Origin of the sequence: Asticcacaulis sp. (genome assembly GCF_027484505.1) — a bacterium.
In the GTDB taxonomy this organism is placed as follows: domain Bacteria; phylum Pseudomonadota; class Alphaproteobacteria; order Caulobacterales; family Caulobacteraceae; genus Asticcacaulis.
Map to the genome: position 1 here is coordinate 1 of NZ_JAIXSV010000066.1, position 23897 is coordinate 23897.

Annotated in this window: 20 protein-coding genes; 12 read left to right on the forward strand and 8 right to left on the reverse strand. The window is 59.8% G+C overall.

What is annotated here, in order from left to right; genetic code table 11:
* Positions 1–192: 192 nt before the first annotated feature.
* Together Q0072_RS03830 and Q0072_RS03835 are read right to left on the reverse strand one after the other, a co-directional pair.
* Positions 193–555 carry a UrcA family protein gene (locus Q0072_RS03830; RefSeq protein ID WP_298325979.1) on the reverse strand — a complete coding sequence of 121 codons (363 nt, stop codon included), beginning with the start codon at positions 553–555 and terminating at the stop codon, positions 193–195.
* Positions 556–789: 234 nt separating this feature from the next.
* Positions 790–1146, reverse strand: coding sequence for a UrcA family protein (locus Q0072_RS03835; protein WP_298325981.1), 357 nt, complete (start codon positions 1144–1146; stop codon positions 790–792).
* A gap of 202 nt (positions 1147–1348) precedes the next feature.
* On the opposite strand from Q0072_RS03835, the gene ruvX reads away from it, so the two are divergent.
* The 8 genes from ruvX (at position 1349) to dprA (ending at position 10536) form a co-directional block, all read left to right on the forward strand.
* The gene (gene ruvX / locus Q0072_RS03840) at positions 1349–1852 is read left to right on the forward strand and encodes a Holliday junction resolvase RuvX (protein WP_013480642.1); all 504 of its coding nucleotides are present in this window, start codon (positions 1349–1351) and stop codon (positions 1850–1852) included.
* Between the two features lie 98 nt (positions 1853–1950).
* Positions 1951–2895 carry an AEC family transporter gene (locus Q0072_RS03845; protein WP_013480643.1) on the forward strand — a complete coding sequence of 315 codons (945 nt, stop codon included), beginning with the start codon at positions 1951–1953 and terminating at the stop codon, positions 2893–2895.
* Between the two features lie 133 nt (positions 2896–3028).
* The gene (locus Q0072_RS03850; protein WP_298325988.1) at positions 3029–4069 is read left to right on the forward strand and encodes an NAD(P)-dependent alcohol dehydrogenase; all 1041 of its coding nucleotides are present in this window, start codon (positions 3029–3031) and stop codon (positions 4067–4069) included.
* A gap of 294 nt (positions 4070–4363) precedes the next feature.
* Entirely contained in the window at positions 4364–5971 is a 1608-nt protein-coding gene (locus Q0072_RS03855) for a PQQ-binding-like beta-propeller repeat protein (protein ID WP_298325992.1), read from the forward strand.
* 106 nt (positions 5972–6077) lie between these two features.
* On the forward strand, positions 6078–7073 hold the full coding sequence (locus tag Q0072_RS03860) for an aspartate carbamoyltransferase catalytic subunit (protein WP_298325995.1): 996 nt from the start codon (positions 6078–6080) through the stop codon (positions 7071–7073).
* A gap of 226 nt (positions 7074–7299) precedes the next feature.
* On the forward strand, positions 7300–8598 hold the full coding sequence (gene pyrC / locus Q0072_RS03865; protein ID WP_298325997.1) for a dihydroorotase: 1299 nt from the start codon (positions 7300–7302) through the stop codon (positions 8596–8598).
* A gap of 140 nt (positions 8599–8738) precedes the next feature.
* Positions 8739–9386, forward strand: a complete 648-nt coding sequence (plsY, locus tag Q0072_RS03870) for a glycerol-3-phosphate 1-O-acyltransferase PlsY (protein ID WP_298325999.1) — start codon at positions 8739–8741, stop codon at positions 9384–9386.
* Between the two features lie 4 nt (positions 9387–9390).
* Positions 9391–10536 (forward strand): DNA-processing protein DprA, encoded by a 1146-nt coding sequence (gene dprA / locus Q0072_RS03875; protein WP_298326001.1) that lies wholly within the window; start codon positions 9391–9393, stop codon positions 10534–10536.
* A gap of 5 nt (positions 10537–10541) precedes the next feature.
* Here dprA and Q0072_RS03880 read toward each other — a convergent pair whose 3' ends face one another.
* Positions 10542–10727, reverse strand: coding sequence for a hypothetical protein (locus Q0072_RS03880; protein ID WP_298326003.1), 186 nt, complete (start codon positions 10725–10727; stop codon positions 10542–10544).
* A gap of 200 nt (positions 10728–10927) precedes the next feature.
* Here Q0072_RS03880 and topA point away from each other — a divergent pair, with 200 nt between their 5' ends.
* The 3 genes from topA (at position 10928) to rpmG (ending at position 16356) form a co-directional block, all read left to right on the forward strand.
* Positions 10928–13549, forward strand: a complete 2622-nt coding sequence (gene topA / locus Q0072_RS03885; protein WP_298326005.1) for a type I DNA topoisomerase — start codon at positions 10928–10930, stop codon at positions 13547–13549.
* Between the two features lie 141 nt (positions 13550–13690).
* The gene (rnr, locus tag Q0072_RS03890; RefSeq protein WP_298326008.1) at positions 13691–16048 is read left to right on the forward strand and encodes a ribonuclease R; all 2358 of its coding nucleotides are present in this window, start codon (positions 13691–13693) and stop codon (positions 16046–16048) included.
* A 140-nt stretch (positions 16049–16188) separates the two neighbouring features.
* Complete coding sequence (gene rpmG / locus Q0072_RS03895; protein ID WP_013480935.1) at positions 16189–16356, forward strand: 50S ribosomal protein L33; 168 nt, start codon at positions 16189–16191, stop codon at positions 16354–16356.
* 195 nt (positions 16357–16551) lie between these two features.
* Here rpmG and Q0072_RS03900 read toward each other — a convergent pair whose 3' ends face one another.
* From Q0072_RS03900 to Q0072_RS03915, 4 genes are all read right to left on the reverse strand, one after another.
* Positions 16552–19473: a TonB-dependent receptor gene (locus Q0072_RS03900; protein WP_298326013.1), complete on the reverse strand. Its 2922-nt coding sequence runs from the start codon at positions 19471–19473 to the stop codon at positions 16552–16554.
* Between the two features lie 549 nt (positions 19474–20022).
* The gene (locus Q0072_RS03905) at positions 20023–20172 is read right to left on the reverse strand and encodes a hypothetical protein (RefSeq protein WP_298326015.1); all 150 of its coding nucleotides are present in this window, start codon (positions 20170–20172) and stop codon (positions 20023–20025) included.
* Positions 20173–20251: 79 nt separating this feature from the next.
* Positions 20252–21055, reverse strand: coding sequence for a DUF1499 domain-containing protein (locus Q0072_RS03910; protein ID WP_298326018.1), 804 nt, complete (start codon positions 21053–21055; stop codon positions 20252–20254).
* A gap of 151 nt (positions 21056–21206) precedes the next feature.
* Positions 21207–22655, reverse strand: coding sequence for a bifunctional aminoglycoside phosphotransferase/ATP-binding protein (locus tag Q0072_RS03915; protein ID WP_298326022.1), 1449 nt, complete (start codon positions 22653–22655; stop codon positions 21207–21209).
* Between the two features lie 94 nt (positions 22656–22749).
* On the opposite strand from Q0072_RS03915, the gene Q0072_RS03920 reads away from it, so the two are divergent.
* Complete coding sequence (locus Q0072_RS03920) at positions 22750–23364, forward strand: HAD family phosphatase (RefSeq protein ID WP_298326024.1); 615 nt, start codon at positions 22750–22752, stop codon at positions 23362–23364.
* A gap of 406 nt (positions 23365–23770) precedes the next feature.
* On the opposite strand, the gene Q0072_RS03925 is transcribed toward Q0072_RS03920, so the two are convergent.
* The coding region (locus Q0072_RS03925) for a pyridoxine 5'-phosphate oxidase C-terminal domain-containing protein (RefSeq protein WP_298326027.1) at positions 23771–23897 on the reverse strand (127 nt) is incomplete at its 5' end.

Consider the following 23897-nt stretch of genomic DNA (forward strand, 5'->3'; position numbering starts at 1 on the left):
CGCGCATAGGCCTTTTCAACGGCTTTGGCATCGCTAAGCACTGCGGGCAGTTGCACCACGGCACGGGTTTCAATGTCACGCTGTTCGGCGGATACAGGGGTGACAAGGCTGAGCGACAGGGCCAGAGTCGTCAGGGCGGTGAGCTTCATAAGCATGGTTAGTCTCCAGTATTGTGTGAAATAAGAACGACGATTACTTGCCACGCAGCGTGGTCTTTGCCGACTGTTCGGCCAGACGCATCTCACCCTGGACCTGCGCCGGGGCGTGCGCCGCATGCAGGCGGTTCAGCAGGGGTGAATTGAAGCGGCTGACCGCCTCATCGACAGCTTTCACCTGACACACGCGCTCGGCTTCGGCCGCCGTCAGCGGCCCCTCGGATGACTGACACACGTCTTCGGCGACGCTTTGGATACGGCTATAGAGCCGCTCTACGCCTTTCGGCGTCGAAAGGTCGAGATCGCGCGTGGCCACACGCCGCGTCTCCACCGTTTCCGCCTGAGCCATGGACGCGCCGGACAACAGCGCCGCACCAAGAACAAAAACCACTACCTTCATAACCCGCTCCTTATTGAATGTTTGAGGACGCTTAACTTGTGATGCATTCAATAAATCAGACGAAAAACAGAATCCATGATTTTATTATTAAATCTTTGCCATCTATTAATTTCAGTTCATGAAATTTTGTTAGTTTATTTTGTGACAGTTTATTGAATGGTATATTTTGAAATGAAAACGCGCCGACCTGCAAAGGCCGACGCGCACGTCAATTATTACATTTTGTACAGAAAACTACTTTTCCGCCCATTGACCGAGAATAGGCGACGAACCGTCCCCGCGGACGTCACCCGCCTCAACTGCGACACGACTCAGGCCCGGATGCCCGACCTTGTGGACCGCCTCCCGAACGGCAGCGCGTTCGCACTGACGATCCGTGATGACCCAGCCGTTAGGGGAGACCAGCCCCTCGGCGCATACTTCTTTGGCGGCCGTGCGGATCTGCCTCAGCACCTGTTTCGCCTGCGCGGGATCATTGAGGTTGGCATCCGCGAAGCGGATCGTCTTTTGCGGCAGTTCCTCTGCGGCCACGGCGCTCCCGCCCGTCAGCAGCATGACACCCGCGACACACATCAGTATTGTTTTCGGCATTTTGTTATCTCCCGTTGCTTTGGATAGACACTCAAATCCCGCAATCAGAAGTAAAAATCCAGAATTTTATTATTAAATAAGCGCAATAGATTACATTCAATTCATTAATTACATAAGCGTAATTCACAATCGCGCCACATTCGGGGCAACGCCGCTGCATTTGCGGTTGACTCGCTTACGCCCGCGCGCCACACCGCCTCGCATGGCCATACTTGACATCACCGAACTGAAAGCCGCCCTGCCGCCGCGCCGCGCCCTGATCGGGCTCGATCTGGGGGAAAAGACCATCGGCGTCGCCGTCAGCGACATTTCCTTAAGCATCGGCTCGCCGCTGGAGCTGATCAAAAAGAGCAAGTTCACGCAGGAGGCCGAACGCCTGTTGCTGCTGATGAAGCAGCGCGAAGCGTCGGGCCTCGTCATCGGCCTGCCGGTCAATATGGACGGCACCGAAGGCCCGCGCTGTCAGTCGGTGCGCGCCTTTGCCCGCAACCTGCTGCGCCTGCCCGCGGAAAAGTTCGCCGCCGCAGGTCTTGAGCCCGACCTGCCCATCGCCTTCTGGGACGAGCGCTGGTCGTCGTCGGTGATGAACCGCTTTCTGATCGAAGAGGCCGACCTGACGCGCGCCAAACGCGCCGAGGTCATCGACCGTTCTGCCGCCGCCTATATTCTTCAGGGCGCGCTCGACCGCATAAGAAGCGCCACATGAGCCCATTGCGTCTGCCAAAGGGCGCAAGCGCGCCCCGGCGAGCCTTCGCCGCCCTTCCGGAGCCTGTCGCGCCGCAACAGGGGCGTGAGGGATAAAAAATGACGCCCGACATCTTCATCAACGGCATCTTGCCGGTGTTTCTGCTGATCGCGCTGGGCTTCGGGCTGAAGGTTTCGGGGTTTCTGCCGCCGTCGGTCTGGGGGCCGATTGAGCGCATCGCCGTCTATGTCTTCTACCCGGGTTTTCTGATTCCGGCCATCTGGCACGCCGACCTGTCGGGCCTCAGCGCCGGCCCGATCAGTCTGGCCGTCAGTACGTCGCTGGCCCTGTCCATCCTGATCGCTTTTGCCCTGAAACCGGTGCTGCGCCTGTCCGGCCCGACCTACACCAGCGTCTTTCAGGGCCTGATCCGCTTCAACTCCTTCGTCTTTTTGCCCATTGCCACCTCGATCTTCGGGGCACAGGCCGTAGGCCTGGCCGCCGTGGCCATGAGTGCGCTCATCCCCTTGAGCAATATGGCCTCGATACTGGTGCTGGCCCGCTGGGGGCAGCCCGAAGGCGAAGACACGGTGGACCGCAGCTTTCGCGGCGTCATGGCGCGCCTGTTCACCAACCCGATCTTCCTGTCGTGTCTGATCGGGCTGGCGCTCAACGTGGTGCGCGCGCCATCCGTGCCGTTTATCGAAAAAGACCTGAAGATGCTGGGCGATGCGGCCATTCCCACGGGCCTCATTCTGGCCGGGGCCGGGCTGAACTTCGCCTATATCCGCAGCCAGCCGCTGCTGGTCGTCGCCACCTCGGCGTTCAAGGTGCTGATCGTGCCGCTGATCAGCTGGGGCCTGTGTCGGCTGTTTGGCGGCGATGCCCTAGCGCAGGGTGTGGCCCTGTGCTGCGGGGCCGCCCCGTGCGCCGCCGTCGCCTATGTCCAGGCCCGCCACATGGGCGGTGACGCGCCGCTGATGGCCGGGATCGTGGCGCTGACCACCTCGCTCAGCCTGATCAGCCTGCCCTTCCTGCTGTGGCTCTACCACCTACTTACATAAATTTGCACACAGCTTCGGGCTGGCAAGGCCCCGGCACGCTTCCTATATCCGATCCGTTCGCCCGCCTCAGCCGTAACGGCTCAAGCCACGCCTTTCCTGCGGCCGAACGCTTCCGATTTTGCAAGGATTTCCCATGACGCTCGCCAAAGCCTATGCCGCGCCTTCGCCCAAGGCCCCGCTCGAACCCTTTACCTTTGAACGCCGCGCCCCCAACGAAGACGATGTGGTCATCGACATCCTCTATTCGGGCGTCTGCCATTCCGACATCCATCAGGTGCGCGACGAATGGTTCCCCGGCATCTATCCGCAGGTGCCCGGCCACGAAATCGTCGGCCGCGTGCGTCAGGTCGGCAAGAAGGTGACCAAATTCAAAGAAGGCGACACGGTCGGAGTCGGCTGCTTCGTTGATTCCTGCGTCAACTGTCAGACCCGCGACGAGGACCGCGAACAGTATCTGCCGGGCCTGATTCAGACCTATAACAATCTGGATGCCGACGGTCAGCCGACCTATGGCGGCTATTCCGACCATATCGTGGTCAAGGAAGGCTATGTGCTGCGCGTGCCGGACCACCTGCCGAAGGACGCCGCCGCGCCGCTTCTGTGCGCCGGGATCACCCTGTGGTCACCGCTGAAGCACTGGAACGCCGGGCCGGGCAAAAAGGTCGCCATTATCGGTCTGGGCGGGCTTGGCCATATGGGCGTCAAGCTGGCCCACGCGCTGGGGGCCGAGGTCACGGTGCTCAGCCAGTCTTTGGCCAAGAAGGACGACGCCCTGCGTCTGGGGGCCGATCACTACTACCCCACCAATGACGCCGAGACGTTCAAGACTCTGGCGGGCAGCTTCGACCTGATCATCAATACGGTGTCGGCCCCGATCGACTGGAACGCCTATCTGGGGCTGCTCAAGGTCGATGGCACCATGGTGCTGGTCGGCGTGCCGGACAACCCCATCCCGGTGCACGCCTTCTCTCTGATCCCCGGCCGCAAGACCCTCGCCGGTTCGATGATCGGCTCGATCAAGGAAACGCAGGAAATGCTCGACTTCTGTGGCGAACACAACATCGTCTCGGATATCGAGCTGATCGACATTCAGGACATCAACGCCGCCTATGAGCGCGTCATCAAGTCCGACGTGCGCTACCGCTTTGTCATCGACATCGCGTCGCTGAAGTAGGCCCGGATAAAACCTGAGATATAAGATAAAACTGCACTGTATCGTGTAACCGAAACAGCGCCTTTTTATTACGAACAAATTAACAAGAGTTTGTTTTTGCAGTTCAGCCATCAGAGCTTCAAGCCGAAAAGTGGCATCCACTTTTCGGCTTGAAACGTCACAAAAAACTACACCATCGCGTGCATCCATACAAACTTGACCGTTTGGCGGTGTCATATTAATTTCGCCATAAATAACCGTTTGGTTTTAAAACGAGGGGGAACTGATATGAGACATGCGTTTTGGGTTACATCCATGGCGGTGTTACTTTCAGGCTGTGGAGGAGGAGGTGGAGGGAATACAAGCGTAGGCACAACGCCAACCCAACCATCACTTCCATCCCTAAGTGTAGTTTTATCGCAACAAAGCGTCCCGGCAGTGATAAATGAGGATGAGACGCCACCAGATATAACCGCAGTTGCTGCGGTTTCGGGGACATCAAACACAAATGTTCTGACCGATGTGCAATATGATAAGTCTGTTTTTAGCTCAGTAACAGTTACAGGCTCTATATCTACAGGATACAATATAACCGCACGCCCGCTCGCCGACATAGGCGGGGGTGTATTTACAGGGTCTATTACTTTTAGGCTTTGTCAAGATGCAGGCTGCACTCAGGTGTATCCGGGTTCGACAGCTACCTTACCTTACAGCCTGACTATAAAATTGAAAGATTGGGGGAGGTATCAGCGGACCAACCTGCAAACAGGCTATGTGCCAGTCACTCTAGACGTCAGCAAATTCGCTCGTGCGTGGGAATGGAGCCCGGCGATCAGTTCGGCCGTATCAGCGGTCATTGCCGATAACGGAACGGCCTATGTTACCACACAGATACCAAATAACTTTAATCTGAATCGCCCAACTTCAATCGTCGCCTTCAATGAAGCTGACGGCTCTCAAAAGTGGACTTATAATTTAGGGGATATGGCCAAGGTGGGTCAACCGACCCTAGCTAACGGTAAGATATATGCGGCCACTGTAAGCTCATCTCAAATAGGAAAGCTACATGTGATAAATGCCGCCAATGGCACCATGTCAATATCTTACGATTTTGATACGCAATGGATTCAGGGCGATTACCCAACTGTTACGGCCGACAACATTTTCTTCTATGGAGGCCAGTTCGGCACCGTACTATATGGTTACTCAGCCACGGGCGCAACCCAATGGAAACACAATACTGTTTATACAATCTATGGCACTACGTACTCCGCCACAGACGGTACTTATGTGTATTATTACAACGGAAAATACCTGAATGTCGTCCGCGCATCGGATGGCGCACTCGTCAAAAGTCTGCTTGATCCATATTCCACCTGGGCGGGATACGACATTGGAGCAGGGGTAATACTTGGCGGGCAGTCTAACGTTATTTCATACAGTGGAACAACGAGTTATCCTGTAAACACCGTAAATTCTGAACACTACAATCAACGTCCGCTAGTGAGCTACAGCCTCAATGCCAATTCGGATCAGTGGAAAACAGCAAATAACTATTTCACCAGCCCCGCCTTAGCGAAAGGAGTGCTCTATGCCGCTCGCAACAATCCAAACAGCTTTGACGCCATAAACGAAACCACAGGTGCCGTACTCTGGTCGTGGACGCCTCCTGCAGGCGAATATTTCCATCGCAATGTCATTATTACGAATAATCTGGCCTTTGTTGGAACGGACAAAGCCATTTACGCGATTGATCTGAAAGACCATACATCCAGATGGAGTTATCCGGCTTCAGGTACACTTTCATTGTCACCTAACCTAACACTTTATATATCTGGCGATGTCTATGACACAAATAACGCCGGCCCTCAGCCCAATCCAGCGCGAAGCCGTGGCAAAGTTACGGCACTAAAATTGAGGTAGATGCTTACCATGGCGTCGGTGAGCAAAAATGGCGTGACGGTTTAGTTGAAACTTTAAACCGTTCGCCCCTTCCCTCCCCTTGAGTCGTGGGGTATAGCCGCCCTTTATGACGCGCACTGCCCCCCAAGATCCGCAGGTGTTGCTGGAGATGCTCCAGTCGCGCCTCTTTCCCTTCCCCAAACGGCATTTCAATGCCGCGCAGGACCTTGATCCGCCCGACATTGTGGCCCTGCTCGATCTGGCCGACGTGTTCGTGGAACTGAACCGGCGGACCAATAAGAAACTCGACCTGCTCAAGGGGCGAACGCAGGTCAATCTGTTCTTCGAAAACTCGACGCGCACCATGTCGTCGTTTGAACTGGCGGGGAAGCGTCTGGGGGCCGATACGGTCAATATGAACCCGCGCACCTCCAGCGTGGCCAAGGGCGAGACCCTGATCGACACCGCGGTGACGCTCAATGCCATGAAGCCTGATCTGCTGGTCGTGCGCCATTCGGCGTCGGGGGCAGCCCAGCTTCTGGCGCAGAAGGTCGGGTGCAGCGTCGTCAATGCCGGCGACGGTCAGCATCAGCACCCCACTCAGGCCCTTCTTGACATGCTGTCGATCCGCCGCGCCTTCGGCCATGTCGATAGCCTGACGGTCGCCATTTGCGGCGATGTCGCCCATAGCCGCGTGGCGCGTTCCAACGTCATCCTGCTCAACGCGATGGGCGCCAATGTGCGTCTGGTCGGGCAGCCGACCCTCATCCCCGGCGACGCCGACGAATGGGGCGTTGAGGTCTACCACGACATGAAGGCCGGGATTACCGGGGCCAATGTGGTGATGATGCTGCGCCTTCAGCTTGAGCGCATGGACGGGGCCTTCATCCCCTCGACCCGCGAATATTTCCGCTATTTCGGTCTGGATCGTGAAAAGCTGGCCGTCGCTGCGCCGGATGTGCGCGTCATGCACCCCGGCCCGATGAACCGCGGCGTCGAAATCGACTCCGAAGTGGCCGATGATCTGTCGATCTCGCTCATTCAGGATCAGGTGGAGATGGGCGTCGCTGCGCGCATGGCCGTTCTGGCCTCGCTGGCCGCGCGTCTGGAGACCGACCGATGAGGGTCACCATGCCTTCTACCTCCCCGGTGTACCGGGGAGGGGGACCGCACGAGCCTGCCGTTAGGCAGGTGAGATGTGGGGGTGGGGGCTCGCGTCGTCAGCTAGCCGCTCCGTCCGCTGAATTTGATTTAAGAACCCCCACCACCGCATCGCCTTCGCTGCGCTCAGTTGTGCGGTCCCCCTCCCCGACACGTCGGGGAGGTATAAGTTATGAAGGGGCAACCCCATGCTAAAACAATCGCAACCCATAGCCCTTGTGAACGCCCGCCTGATCGACCCGGCCAGCGACTATGATGGCCCGGGCAGCCTGATCCTCACCGAAGGGGTCATTGCCGAGGTGCTGCACACGGCGCACCTGCCGTCGGGCTCCGCCGACATGAAGGTCATTGACTGCGACGGCAAGGTGGTGTGTCCTGGCCTGATTGACCTGCGCGTCAAAACGGGCGAACCGGGGGCCGAGCCCAAGGAGACGCTGAAATCCGCCAGCCGCGCCGCTGCGGCCGGGGGAGTAACGTCGATGGTGGTGCAGCCCGACACCGACCCGGTGATCGACGAGCCGGCCATGGTCGATTTCATCCTGCGCCGCGCCCGCGATATCGAGCTGGTTCACGTCTATCCCGCCGGCGCCGCCACCAAAGGCCATAATGGCAAGCAGATGGCCGAAATCGGCCTGATGAGCGAATCCGGGGCCGTCTATTTCACCGATGTCGAACGCCCGATCATCAATTCCAAGGTGCTGGCCCGCGTCCTCTCTTACGCCAACGGCTTCAACGCCCTGATCGCCCACCGCCCCAAGGAGCCGTGGCTGTCCGAAGGCGCGGTCGCCACCTCCGGTGAAATGGCGGCGCGTATGGGGCTTTCGGGCGTCTCGGCGTTGGCGGAGCGCATCGCGCTGGAGCGTGATCTGGCTCTGGTCGAGCTGACCGGGGCGCGGCTGCTGGTCGATCAGATCACCACCGCCGGAGCCATCAAGGCCATCGCTCAGGCCAAGGCGAAGGGGCTTGACGTCTATGCCTCGGCCTCGATCAACCATCTGGTGTTCAACGAAATCGACATTGGCGATTACCGCACCTTCTATCGCCTTGATCCGCCGCTGCGCTCCGAAGACGATCGCATCGCTCTGGTCGAGGCTCTGGCCGATGGCCTGATCGACGTAGTGGTGTCGAACCACACGCCCCTGCCCGCCGAAGACAAGCGCCGCCCCTTCTCCGAAGCCGAGCCGGGCGCAATCGGCCTGCAAACCCTGCTGGCGGCCCTGATCGGCCTGCACCACGATCGGGAGATTCCGCTGATCGACCTGCTGCGCACCGTAACGATCAATCCGGCACAACTGATCGGTCTGGAGGCCGGGCGGCTGTCGCCCGGTGCGCCCGCCGACCTGATTGTGGTGGATATCGACGCGCCCTTTGCCTTGCGCGAAAGCGACATCCTGTCGAAATCGAAGAACTCCCCCTTTGAAAACCGCACATTACAGGGCAAGGTAGAGCTGACTCTGGTGGACGGGCGAATCGTCTATCAGGCCTGATACCAAGGGTCATTGAAAATGACTCTTGGTATGCCTTTCGATAAGGTCTCATGTCTCTGATACATATGAGACAGTATCGAGTTTTCAACGGCCGGATGCGGTCAGCATCTTCGGCCGTTGGTATGATTGAAAGCCCTGCGATGCCTCTGCCCGACTGGACCATCTTTGCCCTTGCCGTGATCGGCGGCTACCTGCTGGGGTCGATCCCCTTTGGCGTCGTGACGACGAAGCTGGCCGGTATCGACATCCGCAGCATCGGTTCGGGCAATATCGGTGCCACCAATGTCTTAAGAACGGGGCGTAAGGATCTGGCCCTGATCACCTTTCTGGGCGATACGGGCAAGGGCGCGATGGCGGTGGGACTGGCCTTCGCCCTGCTGCTCAGCGTCGATCAGGCGACCCGTCAGACCGGCATGGCGCTGGCCGGAGGGGCGGCGTTTTTAGGCCACCTCTTTCCCGTCTGGCTGAAATTCAAGGGCGGCAAGGGCGTGGCAACCTTCCTCGGCACCCTGTTTGCCGCTGCCTGGCCGATGGGGCTGCTGGCCGCCGGGACGTGGCTTCTGACCGCCTTTATCTTCCGCATTTCGTCGTTGAGCGCGCTGGTGGCCGCCGCCCTGATCGCGCCGCTGGGCCTCGTGACCGATCAGCCGCACGCCTTCGTCGTCATGGCCCTGTTCATGTCGGTGCTGATCTATGTGCGCCACCGCGACAATATCCGCCGCCTGCTCAAGGGCGAGGAACCGAAAATCGGCAAGAAAAAAAGCGCCGAACCCGCCGCGGACGCCTGACGCCATGAGCGACGGGGGGGAGGACTTTTTCGGACGCTTTCCGGCCTGCACCAGCGAGGCGGAACGCTTTGCGCGGTTGCGGCTGGCGCGCACCCATCGTATCGGCCCGGTGCATTTCCATCAGCTTATCCTGCGCTTCGGCAGCGCCGTGAAGGCCGTCGAAAACCTGCCCCTGATCGCCAAACGCGCCGGGGGCGGCATCGTCCCCGCCCCCATCGAGGCCGTTGAAGCGGAAATGGCGCGGGGTCGCGCCGCCGGGGCGCGTCTGGTGGTGCTGGGGGACGCCGCCTATCCCAAACTGCTGGCCGAAATCTCCGCCGCACCGCCCGTCCTGTGGATGCTGGGCGAACAAACCGCTCTGCCGGAGCGCGCCATCGCCATAGTGGGCGCGCGCAATGCCTCCGCCGCCGGTCAACGCATTGCGCACGCCCTGGCCAGAGAGCTGGGCGAAGCGGGCTTTTTCGTCGTCTCCGGGCTGGCGCGCGGCATAGATACACAGGCCCATACGGGCAGCCTCAAGACCGGGACGGCGGCCGTGCTGGGCGGTGGCGTCGATGACATCTATCCGCCCGACAATGCCGACCTCTATCAGGCCATCCGCACTTACGGCGTGCTGATTTCCGAAAGCCCGGTGGGGTATCGCGCCCGCGCCGGAGACTTTCCGCGCCGCAACCGGGTCATCAGTGGCCTGACGCGCGGCACGATTGTGGTGGAGGCCGAGTTGAAATCCGGCTCTCTGATCACCGCGCGACTGGCCAACGAACAGGGGCGTGAGGTGTTTGCGGTGCCCGGTTCGCCGCTCGACCCGCGCTGCCGCGGCACCAATGACCTGATCCGGCAGGGTGCCACCCTGTGCGAAGGCATGGACGACATCCTGCGCACGCTCGACGCCCAGATGACGCTGTTTGAGCGCCCCACGCCCGTGGTGCCACTACATGCCCTCAGCGCCTTTGACGATACGGACCTCGATGAGGCCATCGACTCCCTGCGTGACCGCCTTCTGAGCCTTATCAGCCCCGTCCCCACCCCGCGCGAAGACCTGCTGCGCCTCAGCGGGGCCCCGGCCCATGTCGGTCTGGCGGCGCTGGGGGAACTGGAAATCGCCGGTCTGATCGTTACGACCTCCGACGGACAGTATATCCGCGCCTGACTGCCTTACAGATTACTGGCCTTCTGATAGGCCTTACGCAGGCAGTCGCTCAGCGGCGGGCATTGCGCCCGTTCGGCCAGCACCGACAGCTCTTTCGTCATATCGCGGATATAGCGGATCACGGCCTCCCGCTGTTCGGAGTCGGTAATATAGGCCGTGGGTTCCGGCAGGGGCGCAGGGGTGTCACTCATGAGATTATCTGGGTCTGTTTTTATTCGACTTAAGCCTGAACCATATCCCCATTTAACTTTAAGTTGCAACCGCCAAAATGGCCTGACGTCCGGTTGAATTTCGCCTCTGCGTTGACACGCTGGCCGCACAAGCCCATGTTGGCGGGAATTTTCAGCGACCGCTTATTGCTATTGTCGGTTTTCCTCCTATTAAAGACCTCATGAACCTCGTCATCGTCGAAAGCCCGGCCAAGGCCAAAACCATCAACAAATACCTGGGTAAGGACTATACCGTGCTGGCCTCCTACGGCCATGTGCGCGACCTGCCCTCGAAAGACGGCTCGGTCAAACCGGACGAAGACTTCGCCATGAGCTGGGAGGTGGACGCCAAGGCCAACAAGCGCCTGAGCGACATCGCTGACGCCGCGAAGAAGTCCGACCGCGTGATCCTGGCCACCGACCCGGACCGCGAAGGCGAGGCCATTTCCTGGCACGTGCTGGAAGTGCTCAATAAAAAGAAGGTGTTGAAGGAAAAGATCGTCGAGCGCGTCACCTTCAACGCCATTACGGCCTCCGCCGTGCGTGAGGCCATGGCCGCCCCGCGTCAGATCGACATGGAGCTGGTCGAGGCCTATCTGGCTCGCCGCGCGCTTGATTACCTTGTGGGCTTTACCCTGTCACCGGTCCTGTGGCGCAAGCTGCCGGGTGCGCGTTCGGCCGGCCGCGTGCAGTCGGTGGCGCTCAAGATCGTCGTCGATCGCGAGCTTGAGATCGAAAAGTTCAAGTCCGAAGAATACTGGACCGTCGATGCCGAGGTCTCGGCCAATTCGCCGCCCTTTACGGCGCGTCTGAACGTCCTGAACGGCAAGAAACTCGCCAAGTTCGACCTCGACAACGCCGAAAAGGCCGAAGGCGCGCGCAAGGCCATCTCGCTGTCGAAATTCGCCGTCGAATCGGTCGAGCAGAAGCCGGGCAAGCGCACCCCGCCCCCGCCCTTCACCACCTCGACCCTGCAACAGGAAGCGGCGCGTAAATTGGGTTTCTCCGCGCAGCGCACCATGCAGACGGCGCAAAAACTCTATGAAGGCGTTGATATTGGTGGCGAAACGACCGGTCTGATCACCTATATGCGGACCGACGGCGTCTATATTGAACCGGCGGCCATCACCGAAATCCGCAATGTGATCGGTGAGCGCTTCGGCAGCGCCTACGTGCCGTCCGAGCCGCGCCATTACAAGGTCAAGGCCAAGAACGCGCAGGAGGCCCACGAAGCCATCCGCCCGACCTCGCTCTATCGCCGTCCTGAAACCCTGCGCCTTGAGGGCGATCAGGCGCGTCTGTACGAACTGATCTGGAAGCGCACCATGGCCGCCCAGATGGAGGCCGCCCGCGTCGAAAAAACCACGATCGACCTCCTCAATCAGGACAAGTCGATCGGTCTGCGCGCCACGGGTCAGGTCATCACCTTCGACGGTTATCTGGCGCTCTACGAAGAGGGCAAGGACGACGAGACGGACGAGGACGGTGGCCGCCTGCCGCAACTGCGCACCGGCACGCTGGTCGATGTGCACGACATCAAGCCGGCGCAGCACTTCACCGAACCGCCCCCGCGTTATTCCGAAGCCTCGCTGGTCAAGCGCATGGAAGAACTGGGCATTGGTCGCCCCTCGACCTACGCCTCGATCCTCAGCGTGCTGCGCGACCGCGATTACGTGCGCATGGACAAGAACCGCTTTATCCCGGAAGACAAGGGCCGTCTGGTCACCGCCTTCCTCGATCAGTTCTTCTCGCGCTACGTGCAGTACGATTTTACTGCCGACCTCGAAGAAAAGCTCGACCTCGTTTCGGCGGGCGATCTGAACTGGAAGGCGCTGCTGCGCGAATTCTGGCAGGATTTCCACGCCAAGGCCGGTGAAATCAGCGAATTCCGCGTCTCCGAAGTGCTGGACCGTCTCAATGACGCGCTGGGCCCACACATCTTCCCGGACAAGGGCGATGGCTCCAATCCGCGCGCCTGTCCGACCTGCGGCACGGGTCAACTGAGCCTGAAGACCTCGCGCTTCGGGGCCTTTGTCGGCTGCTCCAACTACCCGGAATGCAAATATACCCGCCCCGTCGGCAACCCGGAAAACACCTCCGAAGAGGCCGCCGCCTCTGGTGACCGCGAACTGGGCAGCGATCCGGAAACCGGCAAGGTGGTGGCGCTCAAAATCGGGCGCTTCGGCCCCTATGTGCAGCTTGGCGAAGCGGAGTCGAAAGACGACAAGCCGAAGCGTTCCTCCCTGCCCAAGGCCTGGCCCCCGGCGTCGATTGATCTCGACCGCGCGCTGAAACTTTTGTCTCTGCCGCGAAAAGTCGGCGACCACCCGGAAGACGGTAAGACGATTACGGCGGCGCTTGGCCGCTTCGGGCCGTTTATCGAGCACGAAAAGACCTATGCCAACCTGCCGAGCTTCGATGATATTTTCGAAGTGGGCCTCAACCGTGCCGTCGTGCTGCTGGCCGAAAAGCGCGCCAATGCCAAGGGCAAGGCCTCATCGGTCGCGCCGCTGAAAGAGCTGGGGGCGCATCCGGAATCGGGCGACGCCATTCAGGTCATGGCCGGTCGCTATGGCCCCTATGTCAAGTGCGGCAAGGTCAATGCTACCATCCCCAAGGACACTGCGCCCGAAGACGTCACGCTGGAACAGGCGCTGGCGCTCATTGAGGCCAAGGGCGGCGTGAAAAAGACGGCGGCCAAAAAAGCCCCGGCAAAAAAGGCGGCTGCCGCGAAAAAACCGGCGGTGAAGAAAGCCACCACCGCCAAGAAAGCACCTGCGAAAAAGACCAAGGCGGAGGCGTAAAAGATAAAGGTCTTGGGGCCAGTTGGCCCCAAACCCCATAACTCGGCGCAGGTGGTGACATCTGCGCCCTCTCGGCCCATGTCATAACCGCCGTGCGAAATTCCATCGCCTCGCGTCGCCAAACCCTTTACAGTGCGACTCATGAAAACACCCTCTACGCCCCGCGCCACCTCTGGTTTGCCGGATGACGACACCCTCCTCGACGTTCTGAAGTCCGCCCGTGAGCTGGATGTCGGCGCCCTAGCCAAGCAGTTTGGCCTCAAGGGCGAAGACCGCCGCGCCCTGCGCCAAAGGCTCAAGCAACTGGCCGACTCCGGCAAGCTGAACAAGAGCGGGCGCAAATCGTTCGGGGCCGTCGGCGCCCTGCCCGAAACCGGCGTCGCCGAGGTGGTCGAGCGCGACATCGACGGCGATTTGTGGGTCAAATGGGGCAAATCTGATGACCCCAAGCTGAAGCACAAGCCGCCTCTGGCCCGCCTCGCCCCGCTGAAAAAAGCCATCGCCCAGACGCCGCCGGCCGTCGGCGACCGCATCTATGTGCGCTTTGAGCAGACCTCTGAAGAGTGGATCGCCCACCTCGTCAAGGTGCTGGATCAGGGCGCGCCCAAGCTGATCGGCGTGGTGCGCATCGGTAAGGCGCGCAAGGGCCCGCGCGACATCCGCCTAGAAAGCGTCGATCGCAAGTCTAAGGACAACTATACCCTCGTCGCCGGGGCCATCGACGCCCTCGAAGAGGGCGATGTGGTGATCGCCGCGCCGCAGGGCGGCAACCACCGCTATGGCCCCAAGCCCGCCAAGCTGATCGAGGTGATCGGCAAGGAAGACTCGCCGCGCATCGCCTCGATCATGGCCATCCATGCCCATGGGCTGAAGGTCGGGTTCGACACCGCCACCGAAGCCGAGGCCGAGGCCGCGCAGGCCCCGGACCTGAAAGGGCGCGAGGACCTGCGCCACCTGCCGCTGATCACCATTGACCCACAGGACGCCCGCGACCACGACGACGCCGTCTATGCCCATGCCGACGATGACGCCAACAATCCCGGCGGCTATGTGGTGTGGGTGGCCATTGCCGACGTAGCTCATTATGTCAAATCGGGCTCGTCACTGGACCGCGACGCCCGCGAAAAGGGCAATTCGACCTACTTCCCCGACCGCGTGGAGCCCATGCTGCCGCACGTACTGTCGTCGGGCCTGTGCTCGCTTCAGGAAGGCGAGAACCGCGCGACTTTGGCCGTGCGGATGGTCTTCAATGCCGAAGGCAAGAAGATCGGCCATCAGTTTGTGCGCGGCCTGATGCGCTCCGCTGCCAAACTGTCCTATGAGCAGGCGCAGGCGGCTATCGACGGCACGCCCGATGACAAGACGCAGCCGATCCTCGACACGCTCCTGAAGCCCCTGTGGGCCGCGCACGCCTGTCTGGGCCGCGGTCGGCGCGAGCGGCAGCCTCTGGCTATCAACTCGCCTGAGCGCAAGGTGCAGCTCGATTCTGAGGGCAATGTCGTGGCCATTACCGCCCGCGTCAGCCTTGAGGCGCATCAGCTCATCGAAGAGATGATGATTCAGGCCAATGTCTGCGCCGCCGAAACGCTGGAAAAGCATAAGACGCCGCTGATCTATCGCGTCCACGAACAGCCCAGCCTCGAAAAGGTCGGCAATCTGGCCGATTTTCTGGCCACGATTGGATTACCCTGGAACAAGGGCGAGCCGCCGCGCACCGAGCGGTTCAATCAGTTGCTCAACGGCCAGAAGGACGGGCCGCACGCCGAAATCATCAATGAGGTCGTGCTGCGCACCCAGATGCAGGCCCATTACAGTGCCGAGAATTTCGGCCACTTCGGGCTTAATCTCGACCGCTATGCCCACTTCACCTCGCCGATCCGCCGCTATGCCGACCTGATCGTGCACCGCGCCCTGATCCGCGCGCTCAGGCTGGGCGACGACGGCCTGACCGATTACGAGGTCAAGACCATGGCCGATACGGCCGAGCACATCACCACCACCGAGCGGCGCTCGATGCAGGCCGAACGCGAGGCCATAGAGCGCTATGTGGCGGCCTTCCTCGAAGACAAGGTGGGCGCGACGTTCGAAGGCCGCATCGTCGGCGTCACGCGCTTTGGCCTGTTCGTCAAGCTGACCGAGACGGGGGCCGACGGCATCATCCCGGCCTCGTCCTTCGTGGATGACTATTACATCCACGATGACACGGCCCACGCGCTGGTGGGGGAACGCCATCACCGCCGCTGGACGCTGGGGCGAAAGATCGAGGTGCAATTGCTGGAGGCCATGCCGATGACCGGCGGACTGGTCTTTAAGGCCCTGTCCGAACCCGAAGCCCCCGATCCCAACGCTCCGCGCCCGCGTCTGGGCGTGCGCTCGCGCGTCGATACGGCGCTGCGCCGTAAAGGGCCGGGAGGCCCCAAGGGCGGGCCCAAATCGGGCAAAGCGCGCCAGAAGGGCATTACCGAAAAATCGAAGACCAAGAAGGGCAAACGGCGGTGAGACCGTCTCTTAAAAGTAAATGAAGACCGAGGCCATATTGGCCATTGACTTCCGCGCGTGGATGCGTATTTTCCGCGCTCCTGAATATTTGTGCGGCCTGGAGATTCCGTTGGTCGCGATCCGTTTGTTAAGGTTCCGCCATGGCTAAGCCCGCCTCCATCAAGATCCGCCTGAACTCGACGGCGGACACCGGCTTCTTCTACGTCACCAAGAAGAACGCCCGCACCAAGACCGAAAAGCTCGTGCTGAAGAAGTACGACCCGGTCGTGCGCAAGCACGTCGAATTCCGCGAAGGCAAGATCAAGTAAGATCACGCCCCACGGCAGATGATACAAAAACCGCGTCCGGTCCTCCGGGCGCGGTTTTTGTTTATCAGTCATTTTGTTTGTCTGTGGCCCTTTCATGTGGCCCCTCCTCTGCCGACCCACGACGGCAGTGACTCCAAAAGAAAACGGCGACAGATTGCCCTGCCGCCGTTTCTTTTCGTCTAAAGGGGTTAGCCCTTAGAACTCGTACTTCAGACCAATACGGACATAGCGCGGGTCCTGATAGGTACCCGGCAAGCGATAGTTCGGGCTTGCGACACCAACCGAGGTTTCACCGGTTTCAACGTACTGATCCACACCCTGAGCGTTCAGGAGGTTGAACGCATCAGCCGTGATCTTGATCGTACCGATCGGGATCGGCTGCGACCAGGTCAGGTTGACGTCGAGCGTGTTGATCCAGTCACCGGAGAAGGACTCACCGCGCGGCGTCAGCTTGCCACCGCAGTACCAGGCCGTCATGGTCGAGTCAGAGGCGCGGCCGTCATCGAACGGATAGCCACCGATACAGCCGTACTTACGCGGTGACAGGATGTTGGCATTGAAGCCGCCTTGCAGGTTCTCATTGAACTTGTAAGAGCCGTAGAGCTTCAGGTTGTAGCCGTGGTGGTTCGGCAGCAGACCCTTGGAACCATCGGTCCAGCCGGGTTCGTCGAAGTCCTGCGTCAGGCCGGTATCGTCCTGACCGTTGTCCGACTTCACGCCGCCTTCGATGTTGCCATAGGTGCGCGACAGGGTCAGCGAGCCGCCCAGCGACCATTGACCATCCCACGGACGGTCAAAGTTGAACGTCAGGGCCTGGTAGTTACGAATCGCTTCCGGGAAGCCCAGAGCCGAAGCCGGAACCGTCACGGTCTTACCCGCCCAGCCACCGCCGAAGGAGTCACCCAGCTTAACCACAAGGTCCTTGCCCGGATTGATCAGGACGTAGCCCGATCCACCGAAGGAGCCGCAGTTCGCTGCGCTGATGCCCAGAGCCGCACAGGCCGGCGTATAGTCGATGTCGGCATCTTCCATAACCGCGGACAGCTTGCGATAGGTGAAGGTCGCCCCCAGACGCCAGCCGCTGTCGATACGCTTTTCGTAACCGACGATGTATTCATCCTGGTATTGCGGATCGATATTGCCGGAAACCAGCGTAGAGGCATCCGGGATCTTGCCGTCAGACAGAATTTCCTTGCGGTAGAAAGTACCCAGAACCGGAACAAGCGTATTCGGATCACGGCTGGTGTAGCTATAGAACTCCTGCGTGAAGTCTTCACCGCCAGCCAGACGGATGTTGGTGTTGGCAGCGATCGGCAGGTAATAACGACCATAGAAGGCCGTCAGCTTGCTGGACTTGTCACCGGTCGGGTCGTAGGCGATACCGACGCGGGTGGAGATCATGTTGTCCTTCTTGAGGAAGGACGCGCCGGCCGCGTTCATGTTATCGAACGAGTCGCTGCGGACACCGAGGCTCAGGTTCAGGCGATCCGTTACATCCCAGCTGTCCTGAATGTAGAAGGCCTGGTTCTGCACTTCAAACGAGCCGGAGTTCGAGTACTTACGTACACGCACGCAGTTCGTTACAACCGTACCACCACAGTTCTGCGCGCCGGTGTAGTAGCGGTAATAAACGCCACCCGAATAGATGGTGTTGCTGACCGCGCTGAGGTCTTCACGGTCGGCGCCGACCTTCACGTGGTGCTTACCGGCAAGGTTAAAGTAGAAGTCGGCGTCGATGCGGTAGTTCTTGCGCACGTCGCGACCTGTATTGATCTGAAGGTCGGGGTTACCGCGCACGATACCGCCATTTTCATAAACCGCCGGCTGCAGGTCCTTATCGGACAGCGTCGTCTGGTTATAGGTCGAGTTACCGTACATGGCCGACAGCGTAAACCAGTCGGTGAACTTGCCGGTATACTTGACGATGCGGGTTACACCGCCCGTGGCCGCGTCAACCGTACCATTGTTGGTCGGCTGATTGGCAAAAAGCGTCGGCTTGATGGCCGACTGGTTGTCGGTAAAGTAGGTGTATTCCAGACGTTGCTGAGGGTTGAGCTGGAAGTCCAGCTTACCGCCCCAGAAGGGATCATCACGAGCCTCAGTGCTGGTGCTGTACACCTGACCTGTCTTGGCATCGTAGGTGACGTTCTTCTTGTTCAGATCGCGCGGATTGTAGAAGGCGAAGAAGTAGATATGATCCTTCAGGATCGGACCCGACAGCCAGAAGTTGGCTTCAGACGAATCCGGGATTTCAGTGCGGCTGCGCTGATTGTTGATCTTGTCCGGAGCGTAATCACCCTTGCTGGCTAAGCTTTCCGGGATGTAATAATAGGAAGCGCCACCCTTGAAGGTGTTCGAACCCGAACGCGTCGTCGCAATGAACGCACCGCCGGTCGAACGGCCGTATTCAGCCGAATAGCCACCGGTCTTGACTTCGATCTGGTCGTAGAAGTCGAAAGGAATGGTCGTGCCACCGAGGAAGTTACGGAAGTTCGTAACGTTCATACCGTTGACATAATAGATGTTTTCAGCCGGAGACGCCCCTGCAATCGAGGGCGGGCCAAACACGGCGTTGATCGAGATGCCCGGAACAAGGTTCGCGAGGGCTTCAATCGAACGGCCAACCGGAACGCGGTTCGCGATGGTTTGAACGTCGAGAACCGAACCGGTTGTCGTACGGTCGAAGTCGAGGTTACGACGCGCCTTACCCCGAACCACAACGGTTTCAACCGCCGCACCACCAGCCACGAAGTCATAGCTCGACTTGGACCCCAGCGTAACGATAACGCTTTCTTCAGCCTTGGCACCCGACGCCGTCGTGATGGAAACAGTGTAACGGCCCAACGGGATCTGCGACAACTGGAACGCACCGTTAGAATCGGTCTTCGTCGTCGAGCTGTAGCCGTTCGACTCACCGGTGATGACGATGGTGGCACCCGCCGCCGCCTTGCCTTCTTCCGACTTCACGGTACCAGCCAGCGTACCCGACGTAAGGTCCTGCGCCACTGCAACGGTCGGTACGACCGAGGTGAGTGCCGTGAGGGCCACCGCCGACAACAGCGCACCGCACAGCGTCGTCGAGACCATCAGGCCTGATCGCTTCGATTTGTTGATCACTCTAGTTCTCCGGATTTAGGGCCCCGCAGAGAGTTCAGGGCCCATTGTTATCCAGCCGTATCCCGGCTGTTGAGCGAAGTAAGGCACTCGCGTCATAATTCCGTCAATCGTGCGTCATGAAAGATTAAATAACGATTGTAACCTGTTCCAATTAAGTCACACCGGTAACGGAAGGGTGTGAATAAGGCGCAACAGGTTCACCGTGGAAACGCAAACTGGGCGAAAAATTGAAATATCCAATTTTTTCAATTATTAACAAAAAAGACGCCGCCCTTACGCAGGTATGCCGCCCTATCTTTAGAAGCAGAAACTTCACAAATATCTGGAAGATTTCAAATTTTTGCAGATAAAAGGCTGCGTTTATCCCCACAAAAGTGCAGCTTCTGAGGGCCGTTCTCCAATTTTGGATAAACGCAAATTTGTTTCTTTAGAAACTTTTTTTGAGGATTCAATACTTTTTATGTTGCATCGCAGCATGAATGTGGCGCGCCCTGATGGCCTTTGGTCCCCACATAAATCGGTGTTTTATTCGGGTGTTACGCTTGGGGCTCAGCGTTCGGCGCTGATGCGCACGGCGTAGCCGGTGACAGGTTCGGGGGTGCAGCTGGCCACGCTTAATTGCGCCGCAAACAGGATCAGCCAGCCCGTGGCCAGATAAAGGGCGCGTTTTGAAACAAAAAGGCCAAAACGGGACAGCATGACGGGCTCCTCTCGACAGATGGAGAGGGTAAAGCAAATCTTAAGCCGCCCTGTTAAGTCGCCCTGTGTGGCAAAAAATCTATGATTTGAGGCGCGCGATCAGCGCCGTGACGCGCTGGCAATTGCCGCCCAGATCGACGGCCTCCTCGCGGCTGACCGAGCGGATATCGGTCTTGTCCGGATCGAGTCGCACCACGATGTCTGATCTGTTGCCCCACCATGGGTCTTCCCAGGTGGCTTCGACGCGCCAGTCGGATTTGCCGAAGACCACATAGCCCTGCTCTCTGAGGATGCGGGCCACCGCCTCAGCGTCTTTTGTATGGCCCGTAACCGAAGACGCCAGCGGGCAGGTCTGGGCATTGATGGCCGCCAGCGACTGACCCGCCCATTCATAGGCGACATTGCGCCCGACATAGGGGGCGTCTTCCACCACGTGCGCCGCGGGACCGCGTGCCTCGATCAACTTGGTCGAGAAGGTGACCGGGCGTTCCCAATCGGTCGCCACCTCGTGAATCGGCGGACTCGACTTCAGCCGCAACTCATAGGCGTAGTAACCGGCCAGCACCGAACCCGACACCAGTACCGCGCCCAGGGCCCACGGTCCGTAGGTTTTCGGCGCCTTGAACAGGGAGATCAGCAGGGACAGGGCTGACAGGATCATGGCCAGGGTGGCCATCTTCGGCACATAGTTCAGGGCGATGGTGTTGAAGCCCAGATCGTAGCTGATGTAGCCGGTGCGGGTGGCCAGCATGGCCGTGAGGTAGGTTAAGGGCGCAAACAGGCTGATGACAAAGGCGATCGGCGCAAAGCCAAAGCCCTTCTTGCGCGCCCGCCCAGTATCCACCGCGGTTTCGCCGTCAAAATGCGTCATCTCGTCAGACACTTTGTCCCAGCCCTATACTCTTTACTGTGCCCCGGCCCGACCCTCTGACAATCACAAGGCCGCGTCATCGGTGTACCTGTTGTTGCGCGAACAATACGCAGGAAAGGTGTCAAAAATGCACCCGTTCACGCGATATTTACCCTGAGCCGGCTCACGGGTTCGGCGTCAGGGTCCAGATTGTGGTGTCCAGCAGAGGATCGGTCTGCGCCCCCGCAATGTCCGGCGTGGCGTCCGACACGTCGTTGCGCCTTTGCAGGACACGCCGCAAACGCTCATCCGCCGGAACATCCATCCACAAGGCCCTGAAGGCGACGCCTTGCGTTTCCGCCAAAGCCTTCGCTTCGCGCGCCCGGTCCTGATTGCGGAAGGTCGCGTCGAGAATCACCGACTGACCGCTTTGCACCGCCGTGCGGGCCAGATCGAACATGTGATTATAGACGCGCGCATTCTCTTCCGGCGTATAGGCTTCCTTCGGCAGGGTCTCAAACTCCGGGCAGGCCCACAGGCGCTTGCGCATCTCATCTGAGCGCAGGACCAGCGCACCGGGGGCCCGTCCCGTCTGCGGGGCGATGTGGCGCGAATGGGTGCTCTTGCCCGACCCGGACAGCCCCCCGACGGCCAGCAGCTCGGCCGGCTTCATCTGAAGGAAGGCGTGGGCGGCCTGAAGATACATCTTCGCCTTTTCCATGGCGTAGTTGGGCGTGCCGCCGTAATTGGCATTGACGTGGCAGCGCACCCCGGCACGCACCGACATATAGAGCGGCAGCAGGTTCAGCCCGGCATAGACGCTGTGGATGTCGTCTTCCAGCCGCGCGGCCTTTTCGACATAGATGTTGAGCACCGTATTGGCGGCGGCGTCATGCCCCCTCACCCACAGGTCCATCAGCAGGAAGGCGAGGTCATAGAGCACGTCGATCTGGCTCAGGCGCTCATTGAACTCGATACAGTCGAACAGCACCGGCCTGTCGTTCTCGATCAGGATGTTGCCGAGGTGCAGATCGCCGTGACAGTGCCGCACATAGCCCTCAGAGAAGCGGCGCTTCACATCCTCAACCAGCTCCGCATAGGCGGCCTGAATGGCGCGGTCATAGGCGTCTACCGCCTCGGCCCCCAGCTCGTCGCGGAAGACCTCGATATTCTTCTTGTTGGAGTCGATGACGTATTTGATGTTGAATTCGTGTTCGGCGTCGCGGCAGATTTCAGACCCGGCATGGAACTGCGCCACGATCTGCCCCAGGTCGTGCATCAGGTCGAGATCAGGCGTCCAGTCAGCGCGCGACTGGCTCTGTTCGGCCAGCACACCGGCCGTATCGAAGCGGCGCATGACCAGCACGCTTTCGCCCCTGATCTCCTCAACCCCCAGATAGATGTCGGCGGCCATGCGCTGATTGTAGCGCAATTCGCGCAGCAGGGCCTTGCGGCGCTTTTCGATCGAGGTGAAATCGAGAAAGCCGTAATCGACGCTCTTTTTGACCTTATAGGCGCGCTTGCCCTTCAGGATCACCACGGCGCAGGAGGTGGTGATGATGTCATCAGCCCCTTCGGACAGGTGCGCAATAAGGGCGTCAGGTAGCGCGTCGGGCGAAAGGGCGTCGGTCATGCAGGATACTCAGGATACGGGGAAACCCCGTCTGTCTGGACTCACCACGCCTTTTCGTCAAGCCATGACGGGGCGGTTGGTATAGACAGTTCGCATGATGTTTGCTGACTCGCTGCGCCCACCCGCACACGCCAAAGCCCTGATCTTCGATTGCGACGGGACGCTGGCTGATACCTTCGCCGCGCATTACCGGGCGTTTCGGGCGGCTTTGGCCCCCTTTGGAATCGACTTTTGCACCGAGTTCTACGCCGCGCGTCTGGGCTGGTCGCGCAAAGCCCTGCTGGAAGCGGTGGCGCAAGATACCGGTGTGGCCTTCGATGCCGAGGCCGTCGCCGCACGCAACGCGCCTCTGTTTCTTGAACATATCGACGCCGTGCGGGCGATCCCGGCCACCGAAGCGCTGGTCAGGGCCTATTATGGCCAGCTGAAACTAGGGGTCTGTTCCGGCGGACAAAGGGGCATTGTCGAGGCGACGCTGAAGGCCATCGGGCTTTATGAGCGCTTTGAAGAGGTGGTAGCGTTTGAAGATACGGGCGTCGGCAAACCGGCCCCTGACCTTTACCTTGCGGCCTGCCGCCGTCTGGGTGTCGCGCCGTCTGAGGCCCATGCCTATGAGGACAGCGACGAAGGGATAGAGGCGGCCCATGCGGCGGGCCTCAGCGTGTCGGACGTGCGGCCCTTCTATTCCCCCGATCCGTCGGGGTGGTAACAGCAAGACTTAACCACGGATAGGCACGGATGCTGCCCGCCAGCGGGCAGCCCACGGATATTCCGCGCTTATGCCGGTTTAATCGCACGCCAACCATCCGTGACGACCGCCGATAGGCGGTCATCCGTGTCTATCCGTGGTGAAAATTCTTACGCGTTCACGAGCGTCGTACCTTGACCGCTGGCTAGTGCCTTCAATGCGCAGGTCCCTAAGTCGCGCCCACGCGGCGGGCTCAAACTGACGCTTTGACATTATTGAGAACCACAGATGACACAGATTGCACAGATTGGCGCTGCGCGCCCTTAGATTCCCCCCCCAATAGGGTAATCTGAAAACCAAAATCTGTGTAATCTGTGCAATCTGTGGTTCAAAGAAAGAGCCCGAACGGGCTCAAAATTCGTATTTTTTACGGATAGAGTTTCGACTTAACCCACCCGTCGCCGGCGCGTTCAAACTTCAGGCGATCGTGCAGGCGGAACGGCTTGTCGCGCCAGAATTCCATCTCCGTCGGCACGATGCGGAACCCCGTCCAG